The organism is Streptomyces coacervatus (assembly GCF_029223485.1).
Classification (GTDB): Bacteria; Actinomycetota; Actinomycetes; order Streptomycetales; family Streptomycetaceae; genus Streptomyces; species Streptomyces coacervatus.
Window position 1 is genome coordinate 161,548 of record NZ_JARHTP010000015.1, and the last position, 14,831, is coordinate 176,378.

Annotated in this window: 13 protein-coding genes; 5 read left to right on the forward strand and 8 right to left on the reverse strand. The window is 69.3% G+C overall.

Going from position 1 to position 14,831, the window contains the following annotated elements; all coding sequences use genetic code 11:
- Window positions 1-180 precede the first annotated feature (180 nt).
- Entirely contained in the window at window positions 181-2,550 is a 2,370-nt protein-coding gene (locus tag P2Q00_RS32745) for a transglycosylase domain-containing protein (RefSeq protein ID WP_275777077.1), read from the reverse strand.
- 282 nt (window positions 2,551-2,832) lie between these two features.
- Between P2Q00_RS32745 and P2Q00_RS32750 the strand changes: the two genes are divergently transcribed.
- From P2Q00_RS32750 to P2Q00_RS32770, 5 genes are all read left to right on the forward strand, one after another.
- The gene (locus tag P2Q00_RS32750; RefSeq protein WP_275777079.1) at window positions 2,833-3,768 is read left to right on the forward strand and encodes an SPFH domain-containing protein; all 936 of its coding nucleotides are present in this window, start codon (window positions 2,833-2,835) and stop codon (window positions 3,766-3,768) included.
- Window positions 3,765-4,022, forward strand: a complete 258-nt coding sequence (locus P2Q00_RS32755; protein WP_275777080.1) for a type II toxin-antitoxin system antitoxin — start codon at window positions 3,765-3,767, stop codon at window positions 4,020-4,022. The genes P2Q00_RS32750 and P2Q00_RS32755 overlap by 4 nt, the downstream gene beginning before the upstream one ends.
- A 161-nt stretch (window positions 4,023-4,183) precedes the next feature.
- Window positions 4,184-4,708: a PadR family transcriptional regulator gene (locus P2Q00_RS32760; RefSeq protein ID WP_275777082.1), complete on the forward strand. Its 525-nt coding sequence runs from the start codon at window positions 4,184-4,186 to the stop codon at window positions 4,706-4,708.
- Complete coding sequence (locus tag P2Q00_RS32765; RefSeq protein WP_275777083.1) at window positions 4,705-5,391, forward strand: ABC transporter ATP-binding protein; 687 nt, start codon at window positions 4,705-4,707, stop codon at window positions 5,389-5,391. The genes P2Q00_RS32760 and P2Q00_RS32765 overlap by 4 nt, the downstream gene beginning before the upstream one ends.
- A complete protein-coding gene (locus P2Q00_RS32770) occupies window positions 5,388-7,712 on the forward strand; it encodes an ABC transporter permease (protein ID WP_275777084.1) in 2,325 nt (774 codons plus the stop codon). The genes P2Q00_RS32765 and P2Q00_RS32770 overlap by 4 nt, the downstream gene beginning before the upstream one ends.
- 15 nt (window positions 7,713-7,727) lie before the next feature.
- Here the strand turns inward: P2Q00_RS32770 and P2Q00_RS32775 are convergent, their stop codons facing one another.
- From P2Q00_RS32775 to P2Q00_RS32805, 7 genes are all read right to left on the reverse strand, one after another.
- The gene (locus tag P2Q00_RS32775; RefSeq protein WP_275777085.1) at window positions 7,728-8,156 is read right to left on the reverse strand and encodes a hypothetical protein; all 429 of its coding nucleotides are present in this window, start codon (window positions 8,154-8,156) and stop codon (window positions 7,728-7,730) included.
- Window positions 8,157-8,160: 4 nt separating this feature from the next.
- The gene (locus P2Q00_RS32780) at window positions 8,161-8,553 is read right to left on the reverse strand and encodes a roadblock/LC7 domain-containing protein (protein ID WP_275777087.1); all 393 of its coding nucleotides are present in this window, start codon (window positions 8,551-8,553) and stop codon (window positions 8,161-8,163) included.
- An 85-nt stretch (window positions 8,554-8,638) separates the two neighbouring features.
- The gene (locus P2Q00_RS32785) at window positions 8,639-9,463 is read right to left on the reverse strand and encodes a MarR family transcriptional regulator (protein ID WP_275777089.1); all 825 of its coding nucleotides are present in this window, start codon (window positions 9,461-9,463) and stop codon (window positions 8,639-8,641) included.
- Window positions 9,464-9,595: 132 nt separating this feature from the next.
- The gene (locus P2Q00_RS32790; RefSeq protein WP_275777090.1) at window positions 9,596-10,933 is read right to left on the reverse strand and encodes an AI-2E family transporter; all 1,338 of its coding nucleotides are present in this window, start codon (window positions 10,931-10,933) and stop codon (window positions 9,596-9,598) included.
- A gap of 155 nt (window positions 10,934-11,088) precedes the next feature.
- Window positions 11,089-11,772 carry an aggregation-promoting factor C-terminal-like domain-containing protein gene (locus P2Q00_RS32795; protein WP_275777091.1) on the reverse strand — a complete coding sequence of 228 codons (684 nt, stop codon included), beginning with the start codon at window positions 11,770-11,772 and terminating at the stop codon, window positions 11,089-11,091.
- A gap of 428 nt (window positions 11,773-12,200) precedes the next feature.
- A complete protein-coding gene (gene phoH2, locus P2Q00_RS32800) occupies window positions 12,201-13,526 on the reverse strand; it encodes an RNA 5'-3' helicase PhoH2 (protein ID WP_275777093.1) in 1,326 nt (441 codons plus the stop codon).
- 310 nt (window positions 13,527-13,836) lie between these two features.
- Entirely contained in the window at window positions 13,837-14,610 is a 774-nt protein-coding gene (locus tag P2Q00_RS32805) for an isoprenyl transferase (protein WP_275777095.1), read from the reverse strand.
- Between the last annotated feature and the right edge of the window lie 221 nt (window positions 14,611-14,831).

Below are 14,831 nucleotides of genomic sequence, written 5' to 3' on the forward strand. Positions count from 1 at the left end.
CACGCTTGGTCCATATGACGCGCAAGATCCATCGGAACGCATCGAGCCGTCGCTGTTTGCACAGGGCACAGGAAGGCGTCCGGCCAGGACAGGCCACCAGCCCGCCACACGGCGGGTCGACAGCACCGCCGAGAACGCGAGGGGCGCCCGGCACCCGCCGGGCGCCCTTCGCTGTTGCTGCTACTGACCGTTCGGGTTGAGCGGGTCCGTCGGGGTCGTCGGGGTCGTTGTCGGCGGCTGCGTGGGTGTTTGCGTCGGCGGCTGCGTGGGCGTCTGGGTCGGCGTCTGCGTGGGGGTCTGCGTCGGCGACTTGGTCGGCTTCTGGGTCGTAGGCGACTGGCTGGGCGTCCGGCTCGGCGACAGCGTGGGCGACGGTGTCCAGGTCGGCTGGACCGCCGCACCCTGCGTGGTGTTCAGCTCGAACTTCAGGTCCGTCTTGGCGACGCCGAAGGTGTACGCCGCCCAGATCTGCGCCGGGAACGTGCCACCGTTGACGCGGGGCAGTCCGCCCGCGTGGTACATCGAGACCTGTGCGAAGTTCTTGTGGCTCTCGCCGAACAGGCCCACCGAGGTGACCAGGTCCGGCGTGTAGCCGGTGAACCAGGCCGAGCGGTTCTCATCGGACGTACCGGTCTTGCCGGCGACCTTGCGGCCGTCGCGGTTGGGGTTGGCCTCGACCGACGTCTTGGCCGTACCGTCGTCGACCACGCCGGTCAGCACCGAGGTGACCGTGTCGGCGGCCTCGGGGCTGATGACCTGGTCGCCGATCGGGTTCGGCAGGGTCACCGAATGCCGGCTGTTCTCCACGGACTTGAGGATGGTCGGGGTGACCTGCTTTCCGTGGTTGTCGAGGGTCGCGTAGACCCCGGCCATCTGCAGCGGGCTCGCGCCCATGGTGCCGAGGGTCTGCGCGGACACCGGATCGAGGCCGGCCGTGTCCATGCCGAGCTGGCTCGCGACCTTGAGCACCTTGCGCATGCCGACGTCGACGCCCATCTGCGCGAAGACGGAGTTCACGGACTGGTTCATCGCCGTCTGGACGGTGATGGGGCCGTAGCTGTGGTCGTCCTCGTTCTCGGGGGCGAAGCCGACCTTGTTGCCGTTGCTGTCCACGACCTGGCGCTTGCTCGTGCCGTCGTAGATCGTGTTCGCGCCGATGGCCTTGCCGCTCTGCGTCTGGGCGGCCTCGTCCAGGGCGGCGGCGAGGATGACCGGCTTGAAGGTCGAGGCGGGCTGGTAGTCCGTGCGGGTCGCGTTGTTGCGGTAGTGCTTGTAGTAGTCCTTGCCGCCGTACATCGCGACGACCGCGCCGGTCTTCGGGTTCACGGACACGGCGCCCGCCTGGACGTCCGCGTCGACCGAGCGCTTCTTCTCGTCGAGCTTGCTGTTCAGCTGCGACTGGGCGGCCTTCTCCAGCGCCACCTGCTTCTTCTTGTCGATGTTGAGCGTGATGGTCCAGCCGCCGGCCTTCACCATCGTCATGGCGTCGTTGTAGTTGTCAGCGGTGCCCTGCGTCACCAGCCGCCTGGCCAGCTGGTTGTTGGCAGCGTCCACCAGGTAGCCGGTCTGGCCGCCCATGCCGGGCGCCGCCTTAGGCGGCTTCGGGATCGGGAACTTCAGGCCCTCGCGCTTGGTCTTGTCCAGCCAGTTCTCCTCGACCATGTTGTCGAGGACGTAGTTCCAGCGGGCCTGCACCATCTTCTTGCCGGTGTCGGAGGCGATCGCCCAGTCGTACTGGTTCGGCGCCTGGAGGAGTGCGGCGAGATAGGCGCCCTGCTGGACCGTCAGCTTCTCGGCGTCGACGCGGTAGTAGGCCTGCGCGGCAGCCTGGATGCCGTACGCGCCGCGACCGTAGTAGCTGGTGTTGATGTAGCCGGCGAGGATGTAGTCCTTGGTCTTCGTGCGGTCCAGCTTCAGCGAGATGACCAGTTCCTTCAGCTTGCGCGTGACGGTCTGGTTCTGCGTCAGGTAGTAGTTCTTGACGTACTGCTGGGTGATCGTCGAACCGCCCTGGGCGCCCTTGCCGGAGAGCGTGTTGAGGATGCCTCGGGCGGTGCCCCTGAGGTCGACGCCGTTGTCCTTGTAGAAGGTCTTGTTCTCGGCGGCGACGAAGGTGTGCTGGACGGGCTTGGGGACCTTCGCCAGGTCGACGATCTCGCGGTTGAGGTGGCCGTCCCGGGTCAGCAGCTTGCCGTCGCTGTACTTGTAGACATTGCTCTGCAGCGTCGCGTCGCCGTTGCCGACTTCGGGGACGCTGATCATCATGTACAGCGCGACGAAGGCGCCCATGCCGAGCAGGCACAGCACGAAGAAGGTCCCGACGATCTTCTTCCAGGTGAACAGCCGGCGTATGAAGCTCCGGCCGTCCTTGCCGCCCTTGCCCGCCTTGCTCTTCCCTCTGCCCTTGCCCTGAGCCGCCCGCCGGGCCTCGGCCCGGCCGCCTATGACGGTGGGCTCGGTCCCGGACGACTCCATCCCGGACGAGCGTGTGGGGGGCGCCGCGCGGCGGCCACCGCGCTGTCGCGCTCGTCTGTCTTCCGCCCGTCCCATGGGTCCGTTCCGCTCCGCTTCGTTCATGTGTGCTCGTGTGTCACACAGGTTCGCCGCACAGGTCAGCTCAGAAAGCTAACACCGGCAGATATGGCAAAGGTCCGCGGATCCGGTCTTTTGCGGACGTGACAATGAGCACCCGCTCCAACGGAACCGACGGCCGGGAGGGGTTCAGGGTTGCTCTGCGGGGGTAAAGTGATATCACTTAGCTAGACAGGTGCTTTCGCTTGACCACCAGAAGGCACCACGAATGAAGCGCACTACGACTACGGGGGACCACCCATGTCCATGCACGACTCCACACCTGAAGCCGACGTACCGGAGATGCCCGCGCCGCGTGTGCGGGAGTTCGCCGCACACAGCATCGGCGGTGCGCTTGCGCTGCTGCTCGGGCTGGTCGGCCTGGCGCTCGGCGCCGGGATGATCGCCACCGGGGCCACGGTGTCCGCGACCGGCGCCAAGGCCGCACTCATAGCAGGCGGCATCGTGATCGCGCTCGCCGCCTTCATCGCCATGTGCGGGCTCAACACCGTGGCGCCGGGCGAGGCGCGGGTCGTCCAGCTCTTCGGGCGCTACCGGGGGACGATCCGGCAGGACGGGCTGCGCTGGGTGAACCCGCTCACCTCGCGCACGAAGATCTCGACGCGCGTACGCAACCACGAGACCGCGGTCCTCAAGGTCAACGACGCCTACGGCAACCCGATCGAGCTCGCCTCGGTCGTGGTGTGGAAGGTCCAGGACACCGCGCAGGCCACCTTCGAGGTCGACAACTACCTCGAGTTCGTCGCCACACAGACCGAGGCGGCCGTGCGGCACATCGCCATCGAGTACCCCTACGACGCCCACGACGAGGGCGGGCTCTCGCTGCGCGGCAACGCCGAGGAAATCACCGAGAAGCTCGCCGCCGAGCTGCACGCGCGTGTGGAGGCGGCCGGTGTGCAGATCATCGAGTCGCGCTTCACGCATCTCGCGTACGCTCCCGAGATCGCCTCGGCGATGCTTCAGCGGCAGCAGGCCGGGGCGGTCGTCGCGGCCCGGCGGCAGATCGTGGACGGAGCGGTGGGGATGGTCGAGGCGGCGCTCGCCCGGATCACCGAGCAGGACATCGTGGAGCTGGACGAGGAGCGGAAGGCGGCGATGGTGTCGAACCTGATGGTGGTGCTGTGCGGGGACCGGGCGCCGCAGCCCGTGCTGAACACCGGGACCCTCTACCAGTGACGGTTCCCTCCGGGGGTTCGGACCCTCAGCGTCGGCCGCAGCAGCGTAAGCAGGTGCTGCTGCGGCTGGACCCGTCCGTGTATGAGGCGCTTGCCCGGTGGGCGGGGGACGAACTGCGTTCCGCCAACGCGCAGATCGAGTTTCTGTTGCGGCGGGCCCTCGCGGAGGCCGGTCGGTTGCCTGGGGAGGCCGGGCCGCTTCCCCGTCGTGGGCGCCCCCCTGGGGGCTCCGCCCCCAGACCCCCGTCGGCCTGAAGGGCCTCGTCCTCAAACGCCGGACGGGCTGAATACAGCCGACCGCGGCTCAGTAGCAGAACCGTGACAATCGGCCCCCACGTGCGCACTCTCACCCCTACCCATGATCTACACACTCCGCGTATACACAAGGCGTATACACCCCGTGTAGAGTCCTCGTCATGTCCATCGGTCACACCCTTCTAGGACTCCTGGAGTCCGGGCCCCGCCACGGCTACGACCTCAAGCGGGCCTTCGACGAAAAGTTCGGTCACGACCGGCCGCTGCACTACGGCCAGGTCTACTCGACGATGTCCCGTCTGCTGAAGAACGGGCTGGTCGAGGTCGACGGCATAGAGGCCGGCGGTGGCCCCGAGCGCAAGCGGTATGCGATCACCGACGCCGGGATCACCGACGTGGAGCGGTGGCTCGCGACGCCGGAGACGCCCGAGCCGTATCTGCAGTCCACGCTGTACACCAAGGTCGTCCTGGCACTGCTCACCCACCGCGACGCGGCCGACATCCTCGACACGCAGCGCTCCGAGCACCTGCGCATGATGCGGATCCTGACCGACCGGAAGCGGAAGGGGGACCTGGCCGACCAGCTCATCTGCGACCACGCCCTGTTCCATCTCGAGGCCGACCTGCGCTGGCTGGAGCTCACCGCCGCGCGCCTCGACAAGCTCGCTGAGGCGGTGGCCAAGTGACTCCCGCAGGTTCTCTGCTCGTCGCCGACGAGCTGCGCAAGGCGTACGGGCCGACCGTCGCGCTCGACGGTGCCGAGTTCTCCATCCACCCGGGCGAGGTCGTCGCCGTGATGGGCCCCTCCGGGTCCGGCAAGTCGACGCTGCTGCACTGTCTCGCCGGGATCGTGACGCCCGACTCCGGCTCGATCACGTACAACGGCAGTGAGATGGCGACCATGAGCGACGCCGAGCGGAGCCGGCTGCGCCGCTCCGAGTTCGGGTTCGTGTTCCAGTTCGGGCAGTTGGTGCCGGAGCTGACCTGCGTCGAGAACGTCGCGCTGCCGCTCCGGCTGAACGGCACCTCCCGCAAGGAGGCCGAACGGGCCGCGCTGACGTGGATGGAGCGGCTGGAGGTCGACGACCTCAGGAAGAAGCGGCCCGGTGAGGTGTCGGGCGGGCAGGGGCAGCGCGTCGCCGTCGCCCGGGCACTGGTCACCAACCCCCGCGTGCTGTTCGCCGACGAGCCCACCGGCGCGCTCGACTCGCTCAACGGCGAGCGCGTGATGGAGCTGCTGACGGACGCGGCCCGGTCCACCAACGCCGCCGTCGTGCTGGTCACGCACGAGGCGCGGGTCGCCGCCTACTCCGACCGCGAGATCGTCGTACGGGACGGCAAGTCCCGGGACATGGAGCGCGTCGTATGAGACTGCGGGGGTGGGCCGGGGATCTGGCCATGGGGGTGCGCTTCGCCTTCGCCGGCGGGCGTGAGGGATGGACCCGGGCCGTGCTGACGGCCGTGGGGGTCGGGCTCGGGGTGGCCTTGCTGCTGCTGACCACGGCGGTACCCAGCGCCCTGTCCGCGCGGGACAAGCGCAGCACCGCCCGGGACGACTTCACGTACAGCGGGAAGGTGCTGCCGAAGAAGGACGACACCCTGATCATCGGCCGGGCCGACACGACCTTCCGCAGTACGGACGTGCGAGGGCGGCTGCTGGAGCCCGAGGGCGTGAAGGCGCCGTTGCCGCCGGGGGTCGGGAAGTTCCCGGGCAAGGGCGAGATGGTCGTCTCGCCCGCACTGCAGGACCTGCTGAAGTCCGACTCCGGCAAGCTGCTGCGCGAGCGCCTGCCCTATCGCGTCGTCGGGACGATCGGGCACTCCGGGGTGATCGGGCCCGCCGAACTCGCCTACTACGCGGGGGCGACCGGGCTGGAGGACCATCTGGCCGCCGGCTCCGCCGAGCGGATCAACTACTTCGGGCCCTCCCCGCAGCATCAGCAGGACCAGCTCGACCCGATCCTGATCCTGCTCATCATGATCATCTTCGTGGTGCTGCTGCTGCCCGTCGGCGTGTTCATCGCGGCCGCCGTGCGCTTCGGCGGCGAGCGGCGCGACCGCCGGCTCGCGGCCCTCAGGCTGGTCGGGGCGGACGGGCGGATGGCGCGCCGGATCGCGGGCGGCGAGGCCCTCGCGGGGGCGCTGCTCGGGCTTGTCCTCGGCAGCGTCTTCTTCCTGGCCGGGCGGCAGTTGGCAGGTGTGCTGGTGGTACGGGACATCAGTGTGTTCCCGAGCGACCTCAACCCGTCACCCGCGCTCGTCGCGCTGATCGCCGTCGCGGTACCGGCCGCGGCCGTCCTGGTGACGCTGTTCGCGCTGCGCGGGGTCGTCATCGAACCGCTCGGCGTGGTCCGTACGGCGAAGCCGCCGCGCCGCCGGCTGTGGTGGCGGCTGCTGCTGCCGCTGGGCGGTCTCGCGCTGCTGTACCCGATGATCGGGCAGGGCAGGACCAACGGGAACTTCAACGAGGGGATGGTGATCAGCGGCACCGTGCTGCTGCTGATCGGCGTCACCGCGCTGCTGCCGTGGATCGTCGAGGCCACGGTGGCCCGGCTCAACTCCGGCTCGGTCTCCTGGCAACTGGCCGTCCGCAGGCTGCAGTTGAGCAGTGGCTCGGCGGCCCGCATGGTCAACGGCATCGCGGTCGCGGTGGCCGGGGCGATCGCCCTGCAGATGCTGTTCGCGGGCGTCGAGCACGACTACGTCAAGGCGACCGACAACAACCTGCGCCGGGCCCAGCTCCAGATCAACGTGGAGGGCAGTGTCCGGCCTGCCGACGTCCGCGGGCAGCTCGCCGACACGAAGGGTGTGCGCAGCGCGCTGGCCCTGGCCACCGGTTCGGCCGGGAACAAGGCGAAGGATCCGGCGAACTCGACCGAGGTGGGCGTCGGCAGCTGCGCGGAACTGCGCGAGGTGGCACAGCTGCCGTCCTGCCACAAGGGCGACGTCTTCCAGATCCTGGGCACCGGGTACGACGACGACACCAAGAAGCTCGCCAAGCCGGGCACCACCCTGTGGTTCGACGGCGGGACCGATGTCCGCACCACGTCCTGGAAGTTGCCCGCCGGGATCAAGACGGCCGCCCAGCGCGAGGACCCGACCGGCTATGAGCGCGGCGGCCTGCTGTTCGCCTCGGGCGCGCTGCCCGAGGCGACGGTGGCCGGCCTGAACCAGCAGGTGTTCGTCGCGCTGGATCCCTCGGTGCCGGACGCCCGCGAGTACGCGCGCAACACCGCCGCGCGACTGGATCCGCTGGCGGACGTGTACATGCTGACGTCCGGCAAGGTGGACCTGCAGTTCCGCGCCATCCGCAACGGCCTGTTCGTCGGCGCCACCTGCGTCCTCCTGCTGATCGGCGCGAGCCTGCTGGTCTCCCAGCTGGAGCAGTTGCGCGAGCGCAAGAAGCTGCTGTCCTCGCTGGTCGCCTTCGGCACCCGGCGCCGCACGCTGAGCCTGTCGGTGCTGTGGCAGACGGCGATCCCGATCGCACTGGGCCTGCTGCTGGCGTCGGTGGTCGGGCTGACGCTGGGCGCGGTGCTGCTGGAGATGGTCGATTCCACGATCAGCGTGGACTGGGCGAGTGTGCTGTCGATGACGGCGATCGGCGCGGGGGTCGTCCTCGCGGTGACCCTGCTCAGCCTGCCCCCGCTGCTGCGGCTGATGCGCCCGGACGGCCTGCGCACGGAGTAGCCGGAACGGGCCGTTTCACAGGCTGTACTCGCGCACCACCCGCCGCACCTGCGCGAACAGCATGCCCACATTGACCGACTTGCGGCAGACGACGACGGCGACGACGTCCTGCTGCTCATTCATGCGCACGAACAGGTGCGTGAGGTTCTCGCTGTTGACCAGGATCTCCTGGAAGAAGTGGTTCTCGCTCTGGATCCCGCGGCGCTCCTTGAAGACGTCCTCGATCATCGCGACGGTGCGTCCCTGGAACAGGTCGAGGGTCGCGCCCGCCAGCAGGTCCAGGACCTCCGGCGGGTGGTTGTCGACGGTCTCGTACGACAGCAGCATGCCGGTGGACATGTCGACCACGCCCGAGGCGACGCAGTCGGGGGCGTCGGTGCGGAGGGACTTGACCAGGCCCATCACCTGGTCGGAGAAACCTGGGGTCATACGCTTCGTCGCCATCCCTTCAGACTCCTTCTGCTGTCTTGTTCTTGTGCATGAGGATCGAGCCGATGCGGTCCAGCGCAGGCCCGGTCGCCCGGTGCAGGCCGTCCACGTCCATGCCCTCGTCGCCCAGCACGACCATCAGGGCGGTGTCGCCGACGGCGTAGAAGGCGGCACAGCCGTGGCTCCCGTACGTCACTGTCTGGCGCAGGGTGCCGCGGGCGGTCGCCTGAGCGGTGCGGCGGGCCAGACCGAGGCCGGCCGCGGCGAGCGCGGCGAGGCCTTCCGGGTCGATCGTGTCGGCGGTGTCGGCCGCGATCAGCAGCCCGTCGGCGGCCGCGACCGCGGTGTCGGTGATTCCGGTCACCTGCTCCCGCAGGCCGCGCATCTCAAGCTCCAGAGCTTCGTGATCCATATGACCAACTCCCTTATTTCTCTTGGCATTTCGCTTCGTATGTCGCGTCGCATGTCGCTTCGTATGTCGTATCTGTTCAGCCGGCTCATTTCGGGGTTCCGTTCCGCAGGCGGAAGAAGCCGCTCGGTCTGCGACGGGGCAGGTCGACGGGTGCCGGCGGCTGCGGCGGGGGTGGTGCGGGCGGCGGCGGGGTGCGGTGGCGGATGCCTTCGGGGGGTGCGTGGACCGGGATCGGCGCGGGCGCGGCGGGGCACTCCAGGAGCCCTTCGCCGAGCATGCGCGCGACCTCGACGGTGACGGTGTAGACGCCCCGCCCCGCACGGAAGGCGAGGTCGCGTGCGGTACGGCGGCCGTCGGCATGGTCGAGCAGCGCGCGCTGCAGCGGGGTGAGCGGGCCGTCGTGCTGCGGGGCGGGGACGGGCCGTTCGCGGTCGGGGTGGACGGGGCGGGGCAGGGCGGCCAGGGCGGCGAGCTTGCGGGCCGCGTCCTGAAGGAGCCGGGCGGGCGGCTCGCCCACGGCCACCGGGGCGGTCGGTCCGGCGCCGGCGCCGGCGCGCTCGCAGCCGTCGACGCGGCCCGCGACGATCGCGAACACCGCGTCCTCCAGCGCCAGCAGGCACACCACCCGGAGCTGGGCGGCGCCGGCGTACCCGTGGGCGATCAGCCCGGCGGCCGGCCAGCGCGCACCCCCGGCCTCCCGCACCAGCGCGGCCCACTGCTCGCCGTCCACCCGCCCGGACCGCAGCAGCAGCGTCTCGGGGCCCGGCGCCCCGGGTGACTCGGCGGCGACGACGAGCCCGTCCTGCAGATGCAGGATGCCGCCGGGCGACCCGGACACACGCAGGACACCGGTCCACCTCTCGCGCCAGCAGGCGGCGAGGGCTCGCGCCAACAGGTCGTAGCCCGACATCACGCGGAAGGTGTATCAGTCCGAACGCATATTCCGTCCGCAGATTTCCGACCTGTCCCCAGGTGACGGAAGTTGAGCCTCGAACTCTTTCAAATCGCTTTGTTCGGTGCGCATTTGATCGAGCGGTGGGTGTTATGCGCCGGCGCTTTCGGTGACGTCGCGGGGGGCTTTGCCCCCAGACCCCCCGTCGGCCTGAACGGCCTCGTCCTCAAACGCCGGACGGGCTGGTTGAGCGTACGCACGCAGATAGCCGACGACCGTGTTCGTCACCGCCACCAGCGGTACGGCGACCACCGCGCCGCCGATCCCGGCCACCATGCCGCCGGCCGCGACCGACAGGACCACCGCGAGCGGGTGGACGCGCACCGCGCGGCCGAGGATGAACGGCTGCAGGATGTGGCCCTCGATCTGCTGGACGGCGAGGACCACGACGAGTGTCATCACCGCCGTGAACACGCCCTGGGTGACCAGCGCGACGACCACCGCCAGCGCGCCGGACGCCACCGCGCCGACCAGCGGGATGAAGGAGAACAGGAAGATGAAGACGGCCAGCGGGACGGCCATCGGGACGTTGAGGAAGTAGATGCCGATGCCGATGAAGGTGGCGTCGATGAGGGCCACCAGGACCGTGCCGCGGACGTAGGCGGTCAGGGTGCGCCAGGCGCGCGGGCCCGCGCCCGCGACGGCCGGGCGGGCCGCCGCGGGGACCAGCTTCAGCGTCCACTCCCAGATGCGCCGGCCGTCGTAGAGGAGGAAGAGGGTCGAGAAGAAGGTCAGGAGGATGCCGGTCAGGGCCTCGACGACGACCTGGACGCCCTCCAGCCCGGCGGAGGTGATCTGGTCGGTGTTGGCGCCGACCGCCTCCCGCAGGTTCTTGGCGATCTGGTTGATCTGCTTGTCGGTGACGTGGAAGGGGCTCTTCAGGAGCCAGTTGCGCAGGTCGTCGATGCCGTTCTGGATCTGGTTGGAGAGGTTGTCGATGTTCTCCATGACCTGCCAGGTCACAAACCAGCCGATCAGCCCCAGGACGACGAAGCCGAGGATCGCGGTGAGGGCGGTGGCCGGGCCGCGCGGCACTCCGTGGCGCTTCAGCCGGGCCACCGTCGGCTGCAGCAGCGCGGTGATGAGCAGGGCGACGACGAAGGCGAAGACGACGAGTTGTACGGCGCTGATGACGCGCATCAGCACCCAGAGCGTGCCCGCGAGCACCAGCAGCCGCCAGCCGGCCTCGGCCGCGACGCGCACGCTCCACGGCACGGCCTGTGCGGGGTCGGGGCGGTCGGCGGGCGGGGGCGGCGCCTCGGGCGTCCGGTCCGAGGGAGGTGGGGTCGGGGCGGCCTCGGGCGCCGGAGGCGACGGGTCGTCCCCGGTGGTCTCCCGCTCCACCTCGGCGCGGCGCTCGTCCAACCGCTCACTCACCTCGGTCAGTCCGGCGCCGATACGGCCGAGCCACCCTGGCACTCGCGACATGATCCGTCCTCTTCCCCCGCGTCCCCGGGCGCCAGCCACCACTCCCCCCTGGAGTTGTTCGGGTCCGACCGTACAGGGCGACAGCCCCTCCCCTTAGGACGGGGAGGGGCTGTCGAAGGTTGAGAGCGGCGCGCGGGACCCGCGGGACCGACGGCTCAGTACCAGTGGTTGGCGGCCCAGAACGCCTGCGCCTCGCACGGGCTGCCGTAGCGGTTGTTCATGTAGTTCAGGCCCCACTTGATCTGCGTGGCCGGGTTGGTCTGCCAGTCGGAGCCGGCCGAGGAGTACTTCGAGGCGGGCAGGGCCTGGAAGAGACCGTAGGCGCCGGAGGAGGCGTTGACCGCGTGGTAGTTCCAGCTGGACTCGTGGTCCACGATGTAGCTGAAGCACTGGAACTGTCCGCCCGGCACCATCTGCCGGGCCATCGCCTGGATCTCGGCGGTGGAGTACGAGCTCTGGACCGGGAAGTCGCCGGCGCTGCGGCTGGCCTTCTCCTTGGCCGCGGCGCGGTCCTTGGCCTCCTGGGCCGCCTTCTGGGCCGCTTCCTTCTTGGCGATGGCGGTGTCGGCGGCAGCCTTGCGGGCCGCTTCCTCGGCGTCCTTCTTGGCGCTCGCGTCAGCCTGGATCGCCTGGGCGTCGGCCTGCTGCGTCAAAGAGGCGGTCTGGACCTGGGCCTGCTGGCCCGTGGGTATGTCCGCCAGGAGCGTCGCGTCGCTTGCCGTCGCCTCGGCGTCGTTGTTCTGCGCGACGCTGCCCGAGGCAACTCCGACGACGCTTCCGACGGCGGTGACCGCGGTGGCCGAGACCACTGCGAATCCCCGGACCGAAATCCGGCTCACACGGTTTCCTTCCAGCATCGCCCGCTTCGGTGACCCTGGCGGACGCAATCTTGCCCCTGGCTCTGGCCTCCCAACTACGGGGTCACGGGAGGCACGGACCCGGTGGGCAACTCCCGCGAGGGGAGCGCCGCGTGGTGCTCGGGCGGCATACGACGACGCTGTGGAGTTAGCTGTGATGCTTCTGTGGTGCCGTACCGCTGGGGGTACAGATGTGTCGTATGCGGGGCCTGACAGGAGTGAGACTCTGCCGCACCCGGACGCCGGGTGGCAATTCTGAGTTGCGTGTGAAAGCTCACATCCCGTTTGACCCAGGGGATTTTGGCAAACCGCAACACGCGAAGGCGCCGCCCCGCTAGGCTCACAGCCTTTGCGGAACGGCGCCAACTCGCCTGTATTACCTCAGACTTGGCCGATTCACCTCAGGCACCTCAGATCTGGCCGTCTTCCAGCATTTCGGTCACAAGCGCCGCGATCTGGGACCTCTCGGACCTGGTCAGTGTCACGTGCGCGAAGAGCGGATGCCCCTTCAGCTTCTCTACGACGGCGACGACACCGTCGTAGCGACCGACGCGCAGATTGTCCCTCTGGGCCACGTCATGGGTGAGAACCACCCGCGAATTGGCGCCGATTCGGGACAGAACGGTCAGCAGTACATTCCGTTCCAGCGACTGCGCCTCGTCCACGATGACGAACGCGTCGTGCAGCGAGCGTCCGCGGATATGGGTGAGCGGAAGGACTTCGAGCATCCCGCGCGCGGTGACCTCTTCGATGACCTCGCGGCTGGTGACCGCGGACAGCGTGTCGAAGACCGCCTGTGCCCAGGGGCTCATCTTCTCGGCCTCGGAGCCCGGCAGATAGCCGAGCTCCTGCCCGCCGACCGCGTACAGCGGCCGGAAGACCATCACCTTCTGGTGCTGACGCCGCTCCAGTACGGCTTCCAGACCCGCGCACAGCGCGAGCGCCGACTTGCCGGTGCCGGCCCGGCCACCCATGGACACGATCCCGACGTCCGGGTCGAGGAGCAGATCGAGCGCAATGCGCTGCTCCGCGCTCCTCCCCTTGATGCCGAAGGCCTCCCGGTCGCCGCGCACGAGGCGGATGTTCCCCTCGGCGGTGACCCGGCCGAGCGCCTTGCCGCGCTCCGACTGGATGGTCAGGCCGGTGTGCACGGGAAGGTCGGACGCTTCGGGCACATACACATGCCCTGCCTCGAAGAGGACGTCCACCTGCTCGCCGGGCAGGGTCAGTTCGGACATTCCGGTCCAGCCGGAGGAGTCCGTGATGGCGAGTTCCGCGCGGTACTCCTCGGCGAGGAGACCGACGGACGAGGCCTTGATCCTGAGCGGCAGGTCCTTCGACACGACGGTGACGTCGAACCCCTCGGCCTGCAGATTGCGGGCGACCGCGAGGATGCGGGAGTCGTTGTCCCCCAGGCGGTAGCCGGTCGGCAGCACGCTGGGGTCCGAGTGATTGAGCTCGACACGTACGGTGCCGCCGAGTTCCCCGATCGGGATGGGGGCATCGAGGCGGCCGTGCCGCACCCGGAACTCGTCCAGCAGACGCAGGGCCTGCCGCGCGAAGTAGCCGAGCTCGGGATGGTGCCGCTTGGCCTCCAGCTCCGTGACCACGACGATGGGGAGCACTACCTCGTGCTCGTCGAAGCGGCTCAGGGCGTTCGGGTCGGCCAGCAGGACGCTGGTGTCGAGAACATAGGTGCGCCGGTCTGGCATACGACGCTTTGTGCTGGTCACCACGGAAGGACGTACCCCCTCGGATGAGGTCGGGGAGCGACGGAGTGGAGCTGGACCGGTCGACGGCCGCATTGCACGGGCCGAAAACCGGCCCTCCGCCTGTTCTTCCGCGCTGGAACCGCACGGTCGGGCTGGTGCAAAGGGCCTCCCGGGCGGACGGCCCCGTGCCGCCCGCTGAGATCCGACACCCGTGGTTCGGGCATCGACCTGACTGGCTTATGCCCTCGAACATGCGGTGCCATGCCGACGCATATGACGGCGCCCTGGTGAACTCCTTGTTACTTCCGCACCAAGTGGGATGCCCCGTGCGGCGTCAGCCGCCGTAACGGCGGTGGCGCGCCGCGTAGTCACGCAGGGCGCGCAGGAAGTCGACCTTGCGGAAGGCCGGCCAGAAGACCTCACAGAAGTAGTACTCGGAGTGCGCGGTCTGCCAGAGCATGAATCCGGACAACCGCTGCTCACCGCTGGTACGGATCACGAGGTCGGGGTCGGGCTGGGCGCCGGTGTAGAGGTGGCGGCCGATCATGTCGACGTCGACGGCCTCGGCCAGGTCCTCCATCGAGGTGCCCTTGTCCTGGGCGTCGAGGAGCATCGAGCGCACCGCGTCGGCGATCTCCTGGCGGCCGCCGTACCCGATGGCGACGTTGACCAGTATCCCGTCGATACCGGCCGTGGCCTCCTCGGCCTCCTTCAGGGTGGTCTGCATCTGCGGCGGGAGCAGGTCGGGGGTGCCGACGTGGTGCACGCGCCAGCGGCCGTCGGCGGCGAGGGTCTTCACGACGTCCTCGATGATCCCGAGGAGCGGGCCGAGCTCGTCCTGGGGCCGGTCGAAGTTGTCCGTCGACAGCAGCCAGAGGGTGACGACCTCGACGTCCGTCTCACTGCACCAGCCGAGGAACTCCTCGATCTTCTCGGCGCCGGCCCGATGGCCGTGCATGGTGGTGGAGCCCGCGGCCTTCGCCCAGCGCCGGTTGCCGTCCATGATGACGCCGATGTGCTTGGGCACCTGAGCGTGGTCCAGGTGGCCTTCCACCCGGCGTGCGTAGAGCCTGACCAGCAGGCCGCGCAGCTTGTCGCGCAGGTTCACGTGATTGTCAGCCCCTCCGTGAGGATCGGACAGGCGCGGCCCAGGAGTGGGGAGGGCGATCCCTGTCCATATGGCGGTCCCCGGACGCGAAGCCTACCCCCGTGGCACCACGGCTCCCCCAAGGGGTGGTTGGCGGACACAAAAAACGGGCCGGTCCGTGGGGGGGAGACGGACCGGCCCGAGGGGGGGTTTCCACCATAACCCTTCGTAAGTGATGCTGG

Bases quoted from the DNA above. Each gene is read 5' to 3' on its own strand.
- P2Q00_RS32745 (WP_275777077.1), bottom strand. From the start codon at position 2,550: ATGGGACGGGCGGAAGACAGACGAGCGCGACAGCGCGGTGGCCGCCGC.
- P2Q00_RS32750 (WP_275777079.1), top strand. From the start codon at position 2,833: ATGTCCATGCACGACTCCACACCTGAAGCCGACGTACCGGAGATGCCC.
- P2Q00_RS32760 (WP_275777082.1), top strand. From the start codon at position 4,184: ATGTCCATCGGTCACACCCTTCTAGGACTCCTGGAGTCCGGGCCCCGC.
- P2Q00_RS32770 (WP_275777084.1), top strand. From the start codon at position 5,388: ATGAGACTGCGGGGGTGGGCCGGGGATCTGGCCATGGGGGTGCGCTTC.
- P2Q00_RS32775 (WP_275777085.1), bottom strand. From the start codon at position 8,156: ATGGCGACGAAGCGTATGACCCCAGGTTTCTCCGACCAGGTGATGGGC.
- P2Q00_RS32780 (WP_275777087.1), bottom strand. From the start codon at position 8,553: ATGGATCACGAAGCTCTGGAGCTTGAGATGCGCGGCCTGCGGGAGCAG.
- P2Q00_RS32785 (WP_275777089.1), bottom strand. From the start codon at position 9,463: ATGTCGGGCTACGACCTGTTGGCGCGAGCCCTCGCCGCCTGCTGGCGC.
- P2Q00_RS32790 (WP_275777090.1), bottom strand. From the start codon at position 10,933: ATGTCGCGAGTGCCAGGGTGGCTCGGCCGTATCGGCGCCGGACTGACC.